We start from the raw sequence: 19,242 nt of genomic DNA, 5'->3' as shown, positions 1-19,242 counted from the left end.
ATCACACTTTGGGCAACATCCGCCCTGCCGGAGTACCTCACCGCATTGCTTTTTTTCGCCGTGGCGATGGTGGCAAAAATTGCCCCTGCTGAGGTTATTTTTAGTGGTTTCGCCTCTTCCGCATTCTGGCTGGTTTTCAGTGGGTTTGTACTCGGCATTGCCATACGTAAAACAGGTCTGGCTGATCGTGCTGCACGTATGGTCTCCCAAAATCTGACAGATTCCTGGGTGCGGATGGTGGGGAGTGTAATACTGATGACCTACGCACTGGCTTTTGTTATGCCGTCAAATATGGGACGCATTGCGTTGTTGATGCCCATTGTCGCGGCGATGGCAAAACGTGCCGGCATTGTAGAAGACACAAAAGCCTGGTTTGGTCTGGCATTGGCCGTCGGATTCGGCACCTTCCAGCTTTCCGCCACTATTTTGCCAGCCAATGTGCCTAATCTGGTGATGAGTGGGGCCGCAGAAGGCTCTTATGGCATCCATCTGAATTATCTGCCGTATCTTTGGCTACATACCCCGGTATTGGGGATTTTAAAAGGTCTGACACTGACTGGCCTGATTTGCTGGTTGTTTCCTGGTAAACCTCATCCCCCGCAACAAATTGAACAATCAGGGCCAATGAGCCGTGAGGAAAAACGCCTGGCCTGGCTGCTTGCAGTAGTGTTAACGCTTTGGGTCAGTGAAAGTCTGCATGGTATAGGCCCTGCCTGGATTGGTCTTGTCGCTGCCTGTATAACGCTGTTACCGCGCGTTGGTTTTATCACCAGCGAGGAGTTTGCCAGCGGGGTGAACGTGCGTACTTGCTTCTACGTGGCGGGGATTTTGGCGCTGGCTTCCACGGTAACAGAAACCGGATTGGGTAGCGCAGTGGGAGCGAAATTACTCGCAGTGATGCCGCTTAGCCCTGAACGTCCTTTCACCAGTTTTGTTGCATTAACAGGCATTACCAGCCTGATGAACTTTATCGTCACCGCAAACGGTGTTCCGGCGCTGTACACCACGCTCGCTCAGAGTTTTTCACAAGCGACGGGGTTCCCATTGTTATCAGTGATTATGGTGCAGGTGCTGGGTTATTCGACACCGCTGCTGCCTTATATGGCTTCACCGATTGTCGTGGCGATGGCACTGGGGAAAGTGCCTGCTAAGGCTGGTCTGAAGCTGTGTCTGGCGTTGGCAGTGGTGACGTTTGTCGTACTGATGCCGCTGGATTACGGCTGGTTCCGGTTGTCAGGAAAACTATAAAAAGATTCCACAGCCGGCATTGCGCCTGGAGCGGGAAGCAAATCTGCTTGTCGAGGCGCAATGTTTCCTCAGTAGCCGGTGAATCCAGGGCGTTTCGTTTTATCGAAACACCTCCATTTCAAGTGCAGCAAGGATGGCGGCTTCCATTTTCTGCGGAGTGGAGCGATCGACATTGCCACGCAGCGCGTTGCTGCAGAGGCTCACCAATAACGCATCATTCATCCTTCTCATCCACCAAAATAATACGGATGCCTTGTTGTTCAATAGCTTCACGGTATGGGTCGCTGAGACCTGAGTCAGTGATTAAAGTATCGACTTTATCTAAATGACAAACGACATTTGGGCTTTTACGGCCGAATTTAGAGGAGTCGACAAGCAGATAGATGCGTTCAGCCGCACGGCACATCGCCTGGCTCACGCCGTGAACTTCGTTGAACGTCGTGACACCACCGTTAAGATCAACACCGTCAGCACCAATAAATAGTTTGTCAAAATTGAACTGATTGAAAGCACCTTCGGCCAGACTTCCGTGGAAGGACGAAGACTTTTTGCGGTAGGTCCCACCGGGCATCAGGATGGTTTGATCATTGTCGAGTTCAACCAGTGCGTTGACGATATGCAAACTGTTGGTCATGACGGTGATATTATTGAACTGTCCGAGGAAAGGTACCATTTGCATGACCGTACTCCCGGCATCGAAAATCAGTGAATCACCATCCTGAATTTCTTTGATTGCCGCGCGAGCAATACTCAGTTTTTTTGCGGTATTAATGTGCGTCTTGCGGTCAATGGGCTGATCGCCCTCTTCACGGCTTAGGACGACACCACCGTATGTACGGATCACAGCCCCTTCGTCTTCCAGCAAAGTAAGATCTTTACGAATTGTGGTACCGGTAGTGGCAAAGTGTACTGCCAACTCATCAACCGCTGTTTTGCCGAATTGTTGCAAATACTCCAGTATTGCCACCTGACGCTGTTTAGGTTTCATCGCGATTTCCGTTCAAATTTTCAGATATAATCTTCTCGCTATAATTCCCTTTGAAAGGAAATAGCTTTTAAAATGAAAATATCATGATTTTGTTTCAATCGCTAACGATAGTGCGGTTTGAACGTTCGGATCTTGTGGGAAGATCACACCTTGCATCAGTTCTTGTCTGCCTAATCCGTTTAACTGCGTCAGAGGTGCAGGAGACGCGAAAATGGTCAGGCCCCGCAGTAAGAAACCTGCACGGACTTTATCTTCTTTGTCGAATGCCAGTGCTAAAACAACTCGAGGTTTAAAGCGCCCACCTGAGCGCCCCACACCGACTGCGCCCAGTTGACACAATTCATCAAAAGCCCGGTTGAAACGTTGTAACTGCCACCACCCGAGTACTATCTGAGCGACCCAGGCACACCCGGCACAGAGTATTAATGCAGAAGCAGGCGTCATGTTTTCTCTCCTTTAAAAGAAAAATGCCCCGAAAAAATCGGGGCTTCGCGTCATCAGAACATCACCTGGCCGCCGGTAATATTGATTGACTGACCGGTGCAGTACGACGCCTTATCACTGGCATAAAACAACAGCATGTCCAGTACATCCTGATAATCGCAGCCCCGTTTCAGCGGCACTTTGTCGGTGTAGTACTGTTCCACCTGATCAGCCTCAATACCCAATTTACTGGCGTACTGCGGCAATAATGACTGGAACATTGGGGATTTTAATAAATTGCCTAACATCAGCGAATGCACCGTAATACCGTACTCCGCCAGATCCAGGGCTAAAGACTGCGTAAGCCCCACGCCACCAAACTTCGCAGCGCTGTAACCTGCATTATGTTTGCTGCCGACTTTGCCGGATTTTGAATTAATTTGAATAATACGCCCAGGGACCCGATCACGAATCATCAGACGTGAGAACTCACGGGCACAAAGGAAATATCCGACCAAATTTACCTGTAATGAAAGGTCGAAATCATTCAGCGCGAAATCGGTGATAGGTGAGGCTTTAGCAATGCCCGCACTGTAGACCAGCAAGCTGACACGACCAAATGTCTGGTCAACAGCGTTGGCCAACTGCCCGACGCTGCTTTCACTCGTGGCGTCGACACTAAAACCAAATGCCCGACCCTCACCGTATTGCTGATTAATTTGTTCTGCCACTAAAGCAGCATTCTTCTCATTCAAATCCGCCACAGCGACCCGATAACCTGATTCTGCAAGACCCTGACACAGAAATGCACCCAGTGTCTGTCCACCGCCAATGACTACTGCTACCTGTTCCATAATTGACTCCTGGCCAAAATATTAATCGATAAATTTCAATACACTACCAAGCGGGACATCTTGGGGCGTCATGCCTTTTACATGCACACTTCCGGGAAATTCTGCCTGTTCACATCCATCAAACCGCAACGTGATATGACCCAGTTCGCGTAAATTCTGCATAGCCACTTCGCCTACAGCAGTGACCGGATAGCGGACGTTTGCCAGCTCCATACACGCACCGCGATGCAGTTCACCGTCGGTCACGCTGTGCTGATGAATGAAGCAATAATCCTGAATGTCCGCGGGTGCACCCTCACGGAAAGTGATCAACATCCGGTCTTCCAGTGCTTCACGGGCAAAATCACCGATATGCGTGATAGTGGTTTCATAAATGGTTTGCATCACGACCTCTTACTGATAGATGAAAGCGGAAGCGGCCCACGCGATAAGCACCGTGGGTGCGCCGGTAAGAAAACGGCTGACCAGGACAGATGGCACACCGACCCGCACGGTGTCTTGTTTGGCTTCTGCCAGCGACAATCCAACCGGGATAAAATCACAGGCTGCCTGGGCATTAATGGCGAAGAGTGCAGGTAAGGCCAAATGCGGCGGAATATTTCCCAAACCGATTTGCACGCCAACCAGTACGCCAATGACTTGCGCAATAACGGCACCTGGGCCGAGGAAAGGAGAGAGCAACGGGAAGGAGCAAATCAAGGCCAGCATGACTAACCCTACCGGACTTTTAGCCAGCGGCGTCAGGCCATGCGCCACCAGATCACCCAATCCGGAAGCCATAATGATGCCGATGAGTGCGGCCACAAATGCCATAAAAGGCAGAATGGTTTTGAGCACGGTATCGATGGTGTCACGCCCTGCCTGGAACAGCACTGCGACGCCGGACCCCATCCCCATCCCGACTTTTGCCAGCAGCCCGTCACTTTGTTCGGTTATTTTTTTTGTGGTGTCATATTCCCGTCCACCTTTAGCTTTAGGTGGCGTGCTGCTCATGTCAGCAAGGGCCGGTTCATTGCTTGCCGCAGTTTCGATAGAAATGTCATGTACTCGCACGCCGGACACATAAATATCTTCGGTGATAAATTGTGCCAGCGGGCCGGATTTACCTGTCGAATGAATATTGACCGTCGGAACCCTGCGTTTAGGATAAATGCCACAACGCAGCGTACCGCCACAGTCAATGACCACCACGCCTATCTCATCGGTCGGTGGTTCACCTTCTTTAAAACCATCCACGGTTTCCCAGCCGGTTAGTGCGGCTAGTTTGTCGACAATCGCTGGGCGGGTACCCGCGGTGATATAAACCACTTTCTTATCAGGCACGGCCTCAATCAGTAATGGGCCACCCCAGCCGCCTTCACCCTGGTTTACTCGAATAATTGCACTCATTTTCTGCTCCGCGTTTAAAGTTGAACCTGACGTGCAAGCTGAATACCCATCTTGCGTTCGAAGATGCGTGTTGTGAGATCGGTTACCCAGCCACGGAAGAAATTAGTCACCATACCGACCAGGAAATAGCTGACCGCCAGCGGCCCCAGAGGTAATCCCAGCGTCGTCAACCCACTGGCAACACCGAGATAAACAAAGAGTTCGCCTGGGTTAATATGTGGGAATAATCCGTTCATGGAATGGCAACTGTATGAACTGGCAGCGTAATAGCTGGGCTTATAGATTTCAGGCATAAAACGCCCGAGGCTCAGTGTCATCGGGTTACAAAACACAAACGTACCCATCACCGGGAGCAGTAAATAACGCAGTATTGGATTCCCGGCACAACCCTGTGCCAGACGTTCGATTCTTCTCTGACCGACGAAGACGATCAGCGCATTCATGACGACCAACAAACTGATTAAAAGAGGCAAAATGCCAGTCACCATACTGACAAACACCTCTCCTCCTTTCTGAAACAGGCCAATAAACCACTCGGCACCGTGTGTGATAATTTCGATCATCTCGCTCTCCTGTAGTGTACGTAGGTGTACGTTTTCTTTTTTATCTCACCGCGAAGAAAATATAATCAAAGTGAATCCATAAAGAAGCGTTATTGATCACAATTTAAAAGAAATAACTTTCAAAATGAACGCTTATTGCGAAATTATGATCAAAGCTAGTTGAGGCAAAGGTGATAAAAACGGAAGGGTTTCATACTAAAATTAGATGAAAAACATGAATGGAAAATCATTAATGCATTGATTTTAAATAAATATAAATCCATTGGCGTGACTAATTGGGATTACGTACCCTAGCCATGAGAAACGCTTATCAACGTTAGGGGGGAATGTCGTGAGTTCGCCGCGAAAGCTCATTGCAAGATGCTTACAGAATGATTCTTTCGTATTAAAACGTAGGTTCGTAGCTGGCAGTTGCAGGATCTGGAATAAATGATGGTTGAGCGGGGATTGTCGTTGCCTGGGCATAACATTAGGCCTTCATCCTGTTTCATTCCCCTCTTATGGATTAATCTTAATTAACAGACTGTGGTTGAGCATGTAAGGAGACCCTGTATGTCAAAGTATCAAAACATGTTAGTTGCGATTGATCCCAATCAGGACGATCAACCTGCCCTGCGGCGTGCTGTTTATGTGCACCAACGGATTGGTGGCAGAATTAAAGCATTCTTGCCGGTCTATGATTTTTCCTACGAAATGACCCGTCTTCTGTCACCTGATGAACTCACCGCTATGCGTGAAGGCGTTATCAACCAGCGTGCGGATTGGATCAAAGAACAGGCGCAACATTACATTGAATCCGGCGTGCCCATTGAGATTAAAGTGGTGTGGCACAACAGACCTTTTGAAGCCATCATCGAGGAAGTGATTAGCGGCGGGCATGACCTGTTGTTAAAAATGACCCACCAACACGACAAACTCAAATCCGTGATTTTTACCCCAACCGACTGGCATTTGCTGCGTAAATGTCCATGTCCTGTGTGGATGGTGAACAACCAGCCATGGCCGGAAGGTGGAAAGGCTCTTGTCGCCGTGAACCTTGCAAGTGGAGAGCAATATCACAATGCTCTGAACATAAAACTGGTTACAGAAACCCTTCGACTCGCCGAAGATGTTAACAATACCGAAGTACATCTGGTGAGCGCCTACCGCGTCCCGCCAAACAATATTGCCGTTGAACTGCCAGAGTTCGATCCGAGTGTTTTTAACGAAGCAATCCGTGGGCAGCATCTTGTTGCCATGAAAGCCATTCGCCAGACATTTGAATTGGATGAGAAAATGACCCACGTCGTTGAAGGGTTACCTGAAAAAGTGATCCCCGATTTGGCGGAGCATTTACAGGCAGGGATTGTGGTTCTGGGCACTATTGGCCGCACTGGCCTGTCGGCAGCTTTCCTGGGCAACACTGCAGAACATGTTATTGATCATCTGCGCTGCGACCTGCTGGTTATCAAACCTGACTCCGACCAGATGCCGGAAGAGCTGGACGACGAAGATGACGATTAACAATTCGTCGTTATGAACAAAGCCTGCCCATGCAAAATATGAGCGGGCTTTTTATTTGGTGAGGTGCACCCTGAAAGGGTTGCTGCATATGAGGAGCAATCTGGAGGCAATGTTCATAACAAAACGCCCCCGACCATCAAGGCCGAGGGCGGTTAAGGTGTCAAAAACCCACTATCCGGTTAACGATCAGGGGAATTCTATACAGACGATGAGTCCGCTTTCAGCCTTGCGACGTCGTTGCGTCAATGGGTCAGACTGGAGCTCCAAACACTTCCACGGCATTCCTGCCATTCTTCTTGGCGCGGTACATGGCTTCATCGCCAAATTGCAGTAAATCACGCACATTATCAGCCTGGTCGGGGTACATCACCACGCCGATGCTCGATGAAATATCCAGCACCACACCCTGGTCCATGACAAAAGGCTTTTCAAGCTCAGATCGGATTTTCTCAGCGACCAGAACAGCATCTTCTGTTTTATGGGTATCGGGCAGGAGGATGACAAATTCATCGCCGCCCAGACGTGATGCGGTATCAGACTTGCGCAGTACCGCATTCATACGTGATGCGACCTGCATCAACAGCCAGTCGCCCGCCTTATGCCCGTGCTGGTCATTGACCGCCTTGAAGCGGTCAAGATCAACAAACAGCAGCGACAGCTTGCGTTGTTCCCGTTTCGCCAGTGCGAGCATCTGGCCAAGCCGGTCTTCCATCATTCGGCGATTGGGCAAATTGGTCAGTTGGTCCAAGAATGCCATTTTTCGAATCGTCTCCTCGGCGGCCTTACGCCGAGTGATGTCCCGGGAACTGCCCACAATGTGAGTCGGTCTGGACGCGCTGTCCAGCATAATAGTGCCCACTAAGCCAACGGCGACGTGATGGCCATCCTTATGGGAAACTTCCAGCTCGATTTCTATGAAGCGGCCTGTCAGATCACCGTCGGCAATACGCCCGATGTGTTCTTCCAACATATTGTCCCATGCAATAACCGAGTCTGGCAGCATCGAATCTGCCAGAGAATGACCGGACAATTCTTCGGGTGCCAAGCCGCGCTGCCGTTCAACTGAGGGACTGATGTAGCTGTACTGCAAGGAGGGGTATTGCAGTACCCAGATCACATCATTGCTGTTTTCCGCCATCAGGCGATACTGGGACTGGCTTTGCTGCAAAGCCTCAGCAAGGCGTGAGCGCTCGATGACCATCTGCGCGAGTCGGGCGTATTCCTCCAGCAAGGCAAGATCATGGGCATCCGGTTCCGCCCTCTCCCGCTGATACAGGGTGAAGACTCCGAGGACCTTGCCCTCAAGGTTCTTGATAGGCTGAGCCCACGATGCACACAGTCCGTGCTCGAGTGACACGGCAGACACTGCGGCACAACGGGGATCGGTGGAAATATCCGCAATAATGGTGGTTTCACCACTGCGAACAGCTGCCGTAGCCGAGCCATTCATCTCCCCTATAGGCAATCGCGCCGCCACACTCAACCACACCTCAGGTAAATGGGGTGCGGTACAACCCGTCAACTCCTTGCCATTGTCGGAAACCAGAAATACGGCGCCAGGCATACCGGGACGATAGTCATCGATAATGCGCACCATGGTGTCCAGCACCTCAGACAGCGGGGCATTCTGGCTCAGCTTTTCCAGCACTTGGTTGTTGAGCCACAAATAGTGGTTGTGTGCCGCCAGCGCTTTCTCGGCGGCTTCACGGGCAAGGGTTTGTTCATGTAATTCGGTTATATCGGTTGAAATACCGACCAGGGCGGGCGGCTGACCCGGCAGGTGCACCGGTACCTTGATTGACGAATAGTAAATGGTTTTCCCCTCCGGATTGACAGCAATTTCTGTGCAGTTTTGCTTGCTACCCGAAGTGAGTACCTGGTTATCTGTGACCCAGAAATCATCGGCGATTTTCTGCGGCAAAACTTCGCTGTCCCGCCGGCCAATGATCTGTTCTGCAGGGAGGCCAAACAAGGCGGCGGTGTTCGCATTGACGTAGGTGAAACTCCGCTCGCTGGTCTTGAAATAGACACAAGCGTCCACGGTGCTGAGGACCAGGTCCAGCAGTGCGCGCTGCTGGCGATTCCGCTGGAAAAAGCCCAGCAGCAGCCACTGCAGTACAGCCAGACCGGCAAATACCAGCACAGAGAAGAGCACCTGGATGCGCCAACCGTGCAGGTACGTATTCATACTGGCACCGACCACTTGCTGCCTATGGCCATCGCGCAACGGAGCCAGCACGATAAGTCGCTCCTCTCCGTCAACCGGGGAGTAAGCAAATTTCACATCCGGTCCATATCGGGTGTCCTGAAACAATGCGGGGCTAATCACCTGCGATGGCACGGTATTCATCATGGCGGGATCCCCGCCATATACATAGCGATACAACCATGTGTGGGTGTGTTGATCTATAAATCCCAGAAGGCCATGTTTGCCCAGATCGAATCCCTTTCCGGCATCTATATTGAGCAACGCCGACAGGCTGCTCAGGGCGGTAAAGCCGACCACCGTGCCCAGCGAATGCCCCTCAGGGGACTTGATCGCCCGAAACATCGCGATCCCTCCCCCACCCAGTTCGGGTGCGTGCGGACGAGGAACAAAAGTGGTGAGAGACCCAGCCTTGCTATCGTGAACAGTCCGGTAGGCTGGCAAGTCCCTGAGAGAATGTGGCAGTTGGACCGATTCCAGCGGCACGTCAGAGTCAATGTCAACGATGTTGCCCTCAGGATCCAGCACGGCGACAGTATCCAGCCATACCTGCTTCACTTCCTTTTGCAACTGTGTATGCAATGCGAGCAGGTCAGCTTTACCGTCCCCCCTGTCCTGAATGACGTTACTGATCGAGGCGAACTGATAGTCCAGCGTCCTCTCAAGCTGGTCAAAACTGCGCTGATGCATTGACGACACGTTTTTAAGGCTCTGCACCACGCCGGCTTCAATCCAGTTGCGCTCAAGATACAGGTATCCCGTACCAGCCGCTCCTTGAACGAACAAAACCAGCAGCAGCAAGCGATTGGGCCCAAATACAGAGCATAACGAGCCAATACATGAGCGTAGACGTGCAACAAAAAAATTCATATGAGGATTCTGCTAAATCCAGACCGGGGAAAGAGCCCACCCCCCGTGATAGAGGAACACCATCAGTGACAACAAATGTTGATTACATTGATTTCAGACCCGGTCTGGCTCAGTTGTTGGTTAGTATCATAAACGCACTCTAACACTAAGGTTATATGCCCGACTACGCGCCATTGTTGAACCATTTGCACTTATGGTCGTAACTGGGATCAGATCACACTTTTCCTGACAATCGTGTCGCTTCAGGCACTGACCTGCCCGTAGGATGGCCCCCTATCGGCAATGAGCGCAGGCTGCGTGAAAACCCTGACCAAAAACTGAAAGGAGCGCGTCTACGCAAAATCTGAAATTTATAGGTTAAGCGGACATCGCTAACATCCGTTTACATGAATAATTAAGGTGCACATCAATCAATACAGAACAACTTAATTATTCTTGAATAGGATAATGCAAGATTATGTATAAGTATTTTTCTTTTTACATATTGTAAAAAGTGTTTTTAGTATTCGTACTGGCTTGCCATCTGGACTTAAAAAACCCTGTGATTACACTGGAGTTAAAACAAACAGAGAGTGAAAGACTAATGGATATTAAAACGGGAAAGACGCTATATGATAAACATATAGACTCACACACCATTAAGACCTTCGATAATCAAGGGAATATCCTTTTATATATCGACCGATCTATTTTGAATGAATATACCAGTCCTCAGGCATTCAGCGGTTTACGTGAGCAAGGCAGGCAAGTCTGGAATCCCAAATCTATCTTGCTGAATGTGGATCATGTGAACCCAACCCGTCCAGCACGCAACAAGAATATGACCGACCCCGGCGGGGCGCTTCAGGTTAATTATTTTGAGGAAAATAGCCACTATTTCAATATCGAACTTTTTGATGTCATGGATAAGCGTCAGGGGATCGAACATGTGGTCGCCCATGAACAAGGGTTAGCTATGCCAGGTATGGTCATTGCCGCGGGTGATAGCCACACCACCACCTATGGTGCGCTGGGGGCATTTGGATTTGGGATTGGCACATCTGAAATTGAACATCTACTGGCAACACAGACCCTGGTATATAAAAAGCTACGCAATATGAGGGTGACCCTCGAAGGTGAGCTCGGGCTCGGGGTGGCCTCTAAAGACGTCATTATGGCGCTTATTGCCCGCATTGGTGCAGATGGCGCGACAGGTTATGCAATTGAATTCTGTGGAAATGTCATCGATAGCCTGAGTGTAGAGGCGAGAATGACCATTTGTAATATGGCGGTAGAGGCCGGGGCGCGCGGGGCATTTATGGCACCCGATGATAAAGTCTTCAACTATCTCAAGGACACGCCTCGCGCTCCGAAAGGTGAGATGTGGAGCCGTGCAGTGGAGAGTTGGCGGCAGCTTAAAACTGACCCAGATGCTCGTTTTGATAAAGAGATTTACATTAATTGCAGCGAGCTGGAACCGTTTGTCACCTGGGGAATTAGCCCGGATCAGGCAGGCCCCATTAATGATGTGATCCCCGATCCTTTACTATTGTCTGACCCACAAAAAAGGGATAGCTCTATTACGGCTCTTAAATATATGGAGCTAACACCTGGTACACCCTTTACGGATATCAAAATCTCTCACGCATTTATTGGTTCCTGCACCAACAGCCGAATTGAAGATTTAAGAGAAGTGGCGAAAGTGCTGAAAGGCAGACGCATTGCAGCACATGTTCGCGGCATGATCGTACCAGGTTCAACAATGGTACGTGAACGTGCAGAACAGGAGGGGTTGGCCAAGATTTTTATCGATGCAGGATTTGAATGGCGTCAATCCGGTTGTTCTATGTGTCTTGCAATGAATGAAGATGTTTTGTCTCCCGGGGATCGCTGCGCCTCCAGCACTAACCGCAACTTTGCGGGTCGCCAGGGAGCTGGGTCCAGAACGCATCTTATGAGTCCCGCAATGGTTGCTGCTGCCGCCGTCGCAGGTCATTTAACGGATGTTAGATATTTTACCGAGGTGTAATTATGGAAGCGTTTAAATCTATTTCAGGGATTGCAGCACCGATGATGGCCGCAAATATTGACACAGATGTCATTATGCCCAAGCAATTCCTGAAAGGTATTGATCGCCAGGGCCTTGATAAAGGTCTTTTCTACGATCTGCGTTTTAATAAGGATGGTAGTGATAATTCAGATTTTATTTTAAATAAGGCAGGTTGGAAAGGCGCGTGTTTTCTCATTGTGGGACCAAACTTCGGCTGTGGGTCAAGTCGTGAGCATGCAGTGTGGGGAATGAAACAGTTAGGAATTAAAGCAATCATTGGTACCTCCTTTGCAGGGATTTTTAACGATAACTGCCAGAGAAATGGTGTCCTTACGATTTGTCTTGAAGAAGATAAACTTAATCAACTGGCCGATACTGTTAAAAAAACAGACTCTAATTTTATTCAGGTTGATCTGGTTGAACAAAAAATTTCGGTTGCCACTACTGTTTATCCTTTTAATGTGGATGAAATGAAGAAAAGAATGTTGGTGAATGGTCTGGATGCCATTGGTTTAACGTTATCGTTTAGCAGTGAAATAAAGAAATTCGAAGAGCAGTACTATGCTGCTTCCCCTTGGTATTTAACTTAAACAAATATTTTTAACGAAATTAAGGGGTTCTCGAACGTAAGAAATATTTCACAATAAACCTGTAAGGGGCTTGCCCTGTGATCTTTCAAATATAAGAGGAATAACACCGCACAAAACAGTATTTCTTGCAGAATTTCAGATAACAAAACGAGGCTGCCGGTTAAGGAAGATGTGAACAAGTACCCATTCATTGAACTGAAAAATTAATCTTTTTCAGTTCAATGAGTTACAGCTGTGCTTTTTTCGTGTTTAGTGACTTAATCGCGCCTTCCCTAAAGGCCTCATACCTGCTCATCAATGAAAATACTCCATAATTCCTCAACAGGGCGCGACATTTTCGCCGCCGGTCTGAAAAGCCTGATGTCGATCGGTATCCACAGATCACTTTCACGCGGTGCGGCAACCACAATATTACCAGCCTGAACGTCAGGCTCTGCCAGTGTTGCAGGAAGCCAGGCGATACCGTCGCCGGCTTTAACCATTGCCAGCAGGGTTGCTGCCAAATCTGCAGTAAAAACAATGTCCATCCCCCGCTTCGCCCGGTTCACTGATGACATGTTAGAAATGATCCTGCCCAATCCTGACTCTGCAGAAAACGAGAGGTAAGGAAATTTCCTTCCTCCGCTGGCGCTCCATAACGGTTGTCCCGTCTGCGGCTCGCAGCGGGTATAAGGGATCAGCATCTCCTGTCCCAAACGCACACTCAGAAACTTCTTCTGCTCAAGATGAATATGCATATGGGGATGGTAGTAACACAGAAGAAACTGCGCATCTCCTTTGGCAATCATTCGTTCGCATGCGCTGAGAGTGTCGGACAAAAGGCGAAAGGAGCCATATCGCGCGATTTTTTCATTGTGACTTAAAAATTTCGGAAAAAAGGAAAAGGACAACGAGTGTGTTGCCGAAAAGATCACATCCGGCTTCGAATCTCCAGACGCATCAATGGCCTCACTTCTCAGCGTGTAAAGTGCGCGAATGAGCTCAGGGGCCTGCCGAATCAATATTTCACCCGCCCGTGTCAGGCTGACACCGCGACGGTTTCTTTCAAAGATGGGCGTCCCCAGCCACTCTTCCAGCGACTGTATACGCCGACTGAATGCAGGCTGGGTCACATTTCGTGCAATTGCCGCTCGCGAGAAGTTCAGTGACTCAGCTAGTTCAATACAGTCTTCAAGCCAGGTTAACTCCAGATGATGCCGATTTTGCATTACAGCCATCCTGATTTGCATTAGAAGAACTTATTTTAAGCGCATAGGATAATAAAAGACAGGACCCAAGGGCCCTTAGGTACATACCCAGATGCGCTGTAAGCTAACAAAATGGCATCACGTAATGCATCCGGGTATTCATCCAGAAATCTGTGCTAATTACAGAAAAAATTACCGGAGAGAACATGCGTATCCTTGATGTCGTAGAAATCACAAAACCTATCGCTTCACCTATTCGTAACGCCTACATCGATTTCAGCAAAATGACCGCCAGCCTTGTCGCGGTTGTCACCGATGTTGAAGTTGATGGTCGTCGGGTTGTGGGGTACGGCTTCAACTCAAATGGTCGCTACGGTCAGGGTGGTTTGATCCGTGAACGTTTCCGCGACCGTATCCTTGATGCAGAACCTGGCAGCTTACTGAACGCGAAGGGCGATAATCTTGATCCTCATAAAATCTGGGATGCCATGATGATCAATGAAAAACCTGGCGGACACGGAGAGCGCTCGGTTGCTGTGGGGACACTGGATATGGCCATCTGGGATGCGACAGCAAAAATTGCTAATAAGCCGCTTTTCCGTTTGCTGGCAGAAATGAAGGGGGTTGAGGCGAACCCACGGGTATTCGTGTATGCCGCCGGCGGATATTACTATCCGGGGAAAGACCTTAGCGCTTTGCGTCAGGAAATGCGCGGGTATCTGAACCGTGGATACAATGTAGTGAAAATGAAAATTGGTGGTGCGTCACTGGATGAAGACCGTCGACGTATCGAGGCCGTACTAGAAGAAATTGGCAGCGAAGCTCGCCTGGCGGTCGATGCTAACGGCCGTTTTGATTTAGAAACAGGCATCGCCTATGCCAAGATGCTGCGTGAATACCCGTTGTTCTGGTACGAAGAAATTGGCGATCCGTTAGACTATGCCCTGCAGGCCTCTATTTCCGAATTTTATCCAGGCTCTATGGCTACGGGTGAAAATCTATTCTCCCATCAGGACGCACGAAATCTGCTGCGCTATGGTGGTATGCGCCCTGATCGCGATTATCTGCAATTTGATTGCGCGCTTTCTTACGGACTGGTTGAGTATCTTCGGACGCTGGATGTACTAGAACAGTTTGGCTGGTCCCCGTCACGCTGTGTCCCTCACGGCGGGCACCAAATGTCACTCAATATTGCCGCTGGCCTTGGGCTGGGTGGCAATGAAAGCTACCCTGACCTGTTCCAGCCTTATGGCGGTTTCCCTGACTCAGTGAAGGTTGAAGATGGCCACATCATCATGCCTGAGCTGCCGGGGATTGGTTTTGAAGGTAAAGCTGATCTTATCAAAGAAATGCGTGCACTGGCTGAATAAGTCTGTCTGGACAAATATAGTCTTCCGTTAATTTCTTTGATGACACCGTCTTTCTGTAAAAAGAAAGTCGGTGCCGGGTAATCATAATGAAACTACTGAGTTATATCACACCCGATGGGTTTAAAAGTTACGGCATTCATACTGAAAAAGGTATTATAGATTTAAAAAGCAGAATGAACTTTACTATTCCAGACTTAAAAAGTTTTATAATAGAAAAAGGCGTGCAGGCGGCAGAGAAATATATTCAAGAGTCTGCTGACTTCCAGTTGTCGGACATAAAATTCTTGCCAGTCATAGAAAATCCGGGAAAAATTTTATGTATCGGGATGAATTATCAGACCAAACGTGAAGAGTTCAGCATTACCTCCAATGCACCTACTGTGTTTATACGCTTTTCAGACTCTCAAACACCACACCTTGGGGAAATTGTTAAGCCCTCACTGAGTGAGCAACTCGATTATGAGGGGGAACTTGTCCTTATAATCGGTAAAGCCGGGCTGAAAATCCGTCCGGAGAATGCAGCTGAGCATATTGCGGGTTATTCCTGTTATATGGATGGCTCTGTAAGAGACTGGCAGCACACGTGGTTTACTGCGGGAAAAAACTGGAGCAAAACGGGCGGTTTCGGACCATGGTTGGTCACCCCGGATGAAATTCAAGATGTTCAGAACCTGTCCATAAAAACGATGCTGAACGGTGAAACGGTACAGGATGACAGTACATCCAATATGATCCATTCCGTAAATGAGATCATCGCCTATATCAGTACGTTTACGCAGCTTTCGCCGGGCGACGTTATCCTGACGGGATCACCCGGTGGAGTCGGTCGTTCACGCAACCCACAATTGTTTTTAAATAATGGAGACGTTATTGAAGTTGAAATTGAGTCAATCGGGCGACTCAGGAATTATGTTGTGTCCGGTGAATGAAAATATAAATAATACAAATAAAACTGACTGAGAAATATATTTCAGAGCAGAACCTCCCCCTACAAATAGTCTGATGACGAGGAAGTTATAATGAGTATAAATTCTCATACTGAACTTGCCCTGATCGGCATAAAACGCTGGACGGTAATATTACCTGCCGTCTTTATTATGTACACGATCTCGTTTTTTGATCGCGTAAATATAGGTATGGCACTCCCCCACATTGTTGATGAATTCGGTCTTACTCCTGTACAGGCTGGATTATTTGGCGGTGTTTTTGCGTGGGGTTATGTAACAACTCAGTTTACTGCTGGGTGGCTGGCACTTCGTTTTGGATCCCGCCGGATTATTGGCATATGTCTTTTTCTCTTCGGTGCCTGTGCAATGTTAACCGGCCTCACGAGCAGTTACAGTCAGCTCGTTGCAATTCGCTTTTTGCTTGGATTATCAGAAGGCCCTATTCAGGCTGCCACGGCGATGTTCCTTGCGCAATGGTTTATGAAAAAAGAAAGAGGTCGTGCCTTTGGGATCTGGAACCTGAGTCTCGGTGCTGGCGCCTTTCTTGCCGGACCAATCTCGGGATGGATTCTTGCGCACCACGACTGGCGCATGATGATGGTGATAGAGGGAGCCCCAGCATGGGTGTTTTGTGCAATCTGGTTCTATGCTGTCCCCAAAAGTCTTAAATCTGCCAAATGGCTGAGTAATGAAGACCGTGATGTCATTCAGAAGGATCTCGATTCTGAACAGTCGAACTATGTGAAGGAAGAATCAGATCCATGGTGGACGATTTTTCGAATTCCCGCACTTTGGTTGATGCTGGTAGGGTATTCGCTGCATAGCATGCTGGCTTACGGATTTACGTTATGGTTGCCATCTGCGCTAAAAGGTTATGGCACGCTCAGTGAAATTATGATTGGGGTTATCAGCGGTCTACCCTTCCTGATGACGATGGTGGGTATCTGGTATATCACCCGTCGCTCAGATAAATACAATCAGGAACGGCGCCTACATGCCGCGATCCCAACGGTGCTTTGCGGTGTAGCTCTTTGCGCAGCCGCTTTTGTACCCACATCCATTTACTGGGTGCAGATAGTGTTGTTTATGTTTGTCGGCCTGACGATGAAAATGTTGGTCCCCCTTGTTTATGTTCGCCTGACCGAAATACTCCCGACCAGAAAAGCCGTACCAGCTGTAGCGTTTGTCGGTGGCTGCAGTAATTTTATCGGCCAATTCGGCGGACCACTGGTCGCTGGGTACCTGAAGCATCTTGGGGGTGGAACAAACATGATTCTGGCTTGGGGTGTGCTGGGCTTGTTCTCCATTATAGGCGGCATACTGTTCGCTATGGCCGTTGGTAAAAATGAAAATACATGGGATTTCAAGGCGGCCTTTCGTCAGCCATCCTTACGTACCAAGTCGTTGAAGGAGTAAATATGCAGGGCGCGCTACCGGCAGGAGCGCGCCCTTGCTATTTATGAAGTGCAAGTTGGGTAATAGTCTTCAAGTTAGTAAAGTAAGGTGAGAATAAGTACCTTTCGCCACTAAATTGAATATTTTAATATTTAATTTCAATTTGTTACGTTGATGGTAAACCACGTTTGGTGACTTATTCGCACCTCCTAAAATAGTTTTCCCATGACGGTAAAAACAATCAAGGTACAGACCCATGATCGAAGATCATAATCAACAACGTCCCCTCTATATTCCCCATGCCGGACCTGTTTTGCTGGAAATTCCGTTGCTCAATAAAGGCAGTGCCTTCACCAGTGAGGAGCGCAGCAGCTTCAACCTTAAAGGCCTTCTGCCCCAGAATATCGAATCCATTGAAGAGCAGGTCGAGCGCGCCTACCGTCAGTTCAAGGCCTTTGGTAACGACCTGAACAAACATATCTACCTGCGCAACATCCAGGATACTAACGAGACTCTGTTTTACCGGTTAATAAACAGCCACCTGACCGAGATGATGCCGATTATTTATACTCCGACGGTGGGTAAGGCCTGTGAAGAGTTCTCCAATATTTACCGCCGTGCCCGCGGTCTGTTTATCGCCTATCCGGACAAGGATCGGATTGATGACATGCTGCAAAACGCCACCAAGCAGAACGTCAAGGTTATCGTGCTCACCGATGGCGAGCGGATCCTGGGTCTGGGTGACCAGGGGATCGGTGGTATGGGCATTCCCATTGGCAAACTGTCACTCTACACCGCCTGTGGCGGTATCTCGCCAGCCTACTGCCTGCCGGTGGTACTGGACGTGGGCACCAACAACCAGCAGTTGCTCGATGATCCCTTCTACATGGGGTGGCGCCATCCGCGCATCAGTGGCGAACAGTATGATGAATTTGTCGATGCCTTCATCCAGGCCGCCAAACGCCGCTGGCCTAATATCCTGTTGCAGTTCGAAGACTTTGCCCAGGGTAATGCGATGCCGCTGCTCAATCGCTACAAAGATGAGCTGTGCTGTTTCAACGATGATATTCAGGGCACTGCCGCGGTAGCGTTAGGTAGCCTGCTTGCCGCCTGCAAAGCCTCCGGAACCCAGATTTCCGAAAAGCGCGTCGCCTTCCTTGGCGCGGGCAGTGCGGGTTGCGGCATCGCCGAACAGATAGTGGCACAGATGAAAGCGGAAGGGTTGACGGATGCACAGGCGCGTAGCCGGGTCTTCATGGTCGACAGATGCGGCCTCATCACCGACAAGCACCCGAATCAGCTCGACTTCCAGCGCCGCCTCTCTCAGCCGCTGGAGCGGATCAGAGAATGGCCGGTGGAGGGCAATATATCCCTGCTGGAGGTGATGGAGCATGGTCGCCCGGATATCCTGATCGGTGTCTCTGGCCAGCCGGGATTGTTTAGCGAAGAGGTGGTGAAGACCATGCACAAGCACTGTGCCCGGCCTATCATCTTCCCGCTTTCTAACCCCACCTCCCGGGTGGAAGCGACTCCTGCGGATCTCATTCGCTGGACTGATGGCCAGGTGTTGGTGGCGACCGGCAGCCCGTTTGCACCGGTGGAATACAAGGGCAAGCGCTATGTCATCGCCCAGTGCAACAACTCTTACATTTTCCCAGGGATAGGGCTGGGCGTCATCGC

Annotated in this window: 17 protein-coding genes; 8 read left to right on the top strand and 9 right to left on the bottom strand. The window is 49.4% G+C overall.

What is annotated here, in order from left to right; genetic code table 11:
• The coding region (locus VJY99_RS11010) for an SLC13 family permease (protein ID WP_414641586.1) at positions 1–1,248 on the top strand (1,248 nt) is incomplete at its 5' end.
• Positions 1,249–1,347: 99 nt separating this feature from the next.
• Here the strand turns inward: VJY99_RS11010 and VJY99_RS11005 are convergent.
• From VJY99_RS11005 to srlA, 7 genes are all read right to left on the bottom strand, one after another.
• A complete protein-coding gene (locus VJY99_RS11005; protein WP_324118368.1) occupies positions 1,348–1,470 on the bottom strand; it encodes a hypothetical protein in 123 nt (40 codons plus the stop codon).
• Positions 1,463–2,236 (bottom strand): glucitol operon DNA-binding transcriptional repressor SrlR, encoded by a 774-nt coding sequence (srlR, locus tag VJY99_RS11000; protein WP_324118367.1) that lies wholly within the window; start codon positions 2,234–2,236, stop codon positions 1,463–1,465. Before srlR ends, VJY99_RS11005 begins: the two co-directional genes overlap by 8 nt.
• A gap of 81 nt (positions 2,237–2,317) precedes the next feature.
• Positions 2,318–2,680, bottom strand: coding sequence for a transcriptional regulator GutM (gene gutM, locus VJY99_RS10995; protein ID WP_324118364.1), 363 nt, complete (start codon positions 2,678–2,680; stop codon positions 2,318–2,320).
• Between the two features lie 53 nt (positions 2,681–2,733).
• Positions 2,734–3,513: a sorbitol-6-phosphate dehydrogenase gene (gene srlD / locus VJY99_RS10990; protein WP_324118362.1), complete on the bottom strand. Its 780-nt coding sequence runs from the start codon at positions 3,511–3,513 to the stop codon at positions 2,734–2,736.
• Between the two features lie 21 nt (positions 3,514–3,534).
• Positions 3,535–3,897: a PTS glucitol/sorbitol transporter subunit IIA gene (gene srlB, locus VJY99_RS10985; RefSeq protein WP_324118360.1), complete on the bottom strand. Its 363-nt coding sequence runs from the start codon at positions 3,895–3,897 to the stop codon at positions 3,535–3,537.
• A 9-nt stretch (positions 3,898–3,906) separates the two neighbouring features.
• Complete coding sequence (srlE, locus tag VJY99_RS10980) at positions 3,907–4,902, bottom strand: PTS glucitol/sorbitol transporter subunit IIB (RefSeq protein WP_324118358.1); 996 nt, start codon at positions 4,900–4,902, stop codon at positions 3,907–3,909.
• 14 nt (positions 4,903–4,916) lie between these two features.
• Positions 4,917–5,465 (bottom strand): PTS glucitol/sorbitol transporter subunit IIC, encoded by a 549-nt coding sequence (srlA, locus tag VJY99_RS10975; RefSeq protein ID WP_324118356.1) that lies wholly within the window; start codon positions 5,463–5,465, stop codon positions 4,917–4,919.
• A gap of 552 nt (positions 5,466–6,017) precedes the next feature.
• Between srlA and uspE the strand changes: the two genes are divergently transcribed.
• Positions 6,018–6,968 (top strand): universal stress protein UspE, encoded by a 951-nt coding sequence (gene uspE / locus VJY99_RS10970; protein ID WP_324118354.1) that lies wholly within the window; start codon positions 6,018–6,020, stop codon positions 6,966–6,968.
• 250 nt (positions 6,969–7,218) lie between these two features.
• On the opposite strand, the gene VJY99_RS10965 is transcribed toward uspE, so the two are convergent.
• Positions 7,219–9,975, bottom strand: a complete 2,757-nt coding sequence (locus VJY99_RS10965; RefSeq protein ID WP_324118352.1) for a diguanylate cyclase — start codon at positions 9,973–9,975, stop codon at positions 7,219–7,221.
• 652 nt (positions 9,976–10,627) lie between these two features.
• Here VJY99_RS10965 and leuC point away from each other — a divergent pair.
• Positions 10,628–12,052: a 3-isopropylmalate dehydratase large subunit gene (gene leuC, locus VJY99_RS10960; protein WP_324118350.1), complete on the top strand. Its 1,425-nt coding sequence runs from the start codon at positions 10,628–10,630 to the stop codon at positions 12,050–12,052.
• 2 nt (positions 12,053–12,054) lie between these two features.
• Complete coding sequence (leuD, locus tag VJY99_RS10955; protein WP_324118348.1) at positions 12,055–12,663, top strand: 3-isopropylmalate dehydratase small subunit; 609 nt, start codon at positions 12,055–12,057, stop codon at positions 12,661–12,663.
• 281 nt (positions 12,664–12,944) lie between these two features.
• On the opposite strand, the gene VJY99_RS10950 is transcribed toward leuD, so the two are convergent.
• The gene (locus tag VJY99_RS10950) at positions 12,945–13,871 is read right to left on the bottom strand and encodes a LysR family transcriptional regulator (protein WP_324118346.1); all 927 of its coding nucleotides are present in this window, start codon (positions 13,869–13,871) and stop codon (positions 12,945–12,947) included.
• A 185-nt stretch (positions 13,872–14,056) separates the two neighbouring features.
• On the opposite strand from VJY99_RS10950, the gene VJY99_RS10945 reads away from it, so the two are divergent.
• The 4 genes from VJY99_RS10945 to VJY99_RS10930 all read left to right on the top strand — a co-directional run.
• Positions 14,057–15,220: a mandelate racemase/muconate lactonizing enzyme family protein gene (locus VJY99_RS10945; RefSeq protein ID WP_324118344.1), complete on the top strand. Its 1,164-nt coding sequence runs from the start codon at positions 14,057–14,059 to the stop codon at positions 15,218–15,220.
• Positions 15,221–15,306: 86 nt separating this feature from the next.
• Positions 15,307–16,149 (top strand): fumarylacetoacetate hydrolase family protein, encoded by an 843-nt coding sequence (locus tag VJY99_RS10940; protein ID WP_324118342.1) that lies wholly within the window; start codon positions 15,307–15,309, stop codon positions 16,147–16,149.
• A 90-nt stretch (positions 16,150–16,239) separates the two neighbouring features.
• Positions 16,240–17,583, top strand: a complete 1,344-nt coding sequence (locus VJY99_RS10935) for an MFS transporter (protein ID WP_324118340.1) — start codon at positions 16,240–16,242, stop codon at positions 17,581–17,583.
• A gap of 235 nt (positions 17,584–17,818) precedes the next feature.
• The coding region (locus VJY99_RS10930) for an NAD-dependent malic enzyme (protein ID WP_324118338.1) at positions 17,819–19,242 on the top strand (1,424 nt) is incomplete at its 3' end.

Origin of the sequence: Buttiauxella sp. (assembly GCF_035271705.1) — a bacterium.
GTDB lineage: Bacteria > Pseudomonadota > Gammaproteobacteria > Enterobacterales > Enterobacteriaceae > Buttiauxella.
The sequence above is the reverse complement of the archived record's forward strand: the minus strand, read 5'-3'. Positions and strand labels throughout refer to the sequence as shown.

Bases quoted from the DNA above. Each gene is read 5' to 3' on its own strand.
- VJY99_RS11005 (WP_324118368.1), bottom strand. From the start codon at position 1,470: ATGAATGATGCGTTATTGGTGAGCCTCTGCAGCAACGCGCTGCGTGGC.
- srlR (WP_324118367.1), bottom strand. From the start codon at position 2,236: ATGAAACCTAAACAGCGTCAGGTGGCAATACTGGAGTATTTGCAACAA.
- gutM (WP_324118364.1), bottom strand. From the start codon at position 2,680: ATGACGCCTGCTTCTGCATTAATACTCTGTGCCGGGTGTGCCTGGGTC.
- srlD (WP_324118362.1), bottom strand. From the start codon at position 3,513: ATGGAACAGGTAGCAGTAGTCATTGGCGGTGGACAGACACTGGGTGCA.
- srlB (WP_324118360.1), bottom strand. From the start codon at position 3,897: ATGCAAACCATTTATGAAACCACTATCACGCATATCGGTGATTTTGCC.
- srlE (WP_324118358.1), bottom strand. From the start codon at position 4,902: ATGAGTGCAATTATTCGAGTAAACCAGGGTGAAGGCGGCTGGGGTGGC.
- srlA (WP_324118356.1), bottom strand. From the start codon at position 5,465: ATGATCGAAATTATCACACACGGTGCCGAGTGGTTTATTGGCCTGTTT.
- uspE (WP_324118354.1), top strand. From the start codon at position 6,018: ATGTCAAAGTATCAAAACATGTTAGTTGCGATTGATCCCAATCAGGAC.
- leuC (WP_324118350.1), top strand. From the start codon at position 10,628: ATGGATATTAAAACGGGAAAGACGCTATATGATAAACATATAGACTCA.
- leuD (WP_324118348.1), top strand. From the start codon at position 12,055: ATGGAAGCGTTTAAATCTATTTCAGGGATTGCAGCACCGATGATGGCC.
- VJY99_RS10950 (WP_324118346.1), bottom strand. From the start codon at position 13,871: ATGCAAAATCGGCATCATCTGGAGTTAACCTGGCTTGAAGACTGTATT.
- VJY99_RS10945 (WP_324118344.1), top strand. From the start codon at position 14,057: ATGCGTATCCTTGATGTCGTAGAAATCACAAAACCTATCGCTTCACCT.
- VJY99_RS10940 (WP_324118342.1), top strand. From the start codon at position 15,307: ATGAAACTACTGAGTTATATCACACCCGATGGGTTTAAAAGTTACGGC.
- VJY99_RS10935 (WP_324118340.1), top strand. From the start codon at position 16,240: ATGAGTATAAATTCTCATACTGAACTTGCCCTGATCGGCATAAAACGC.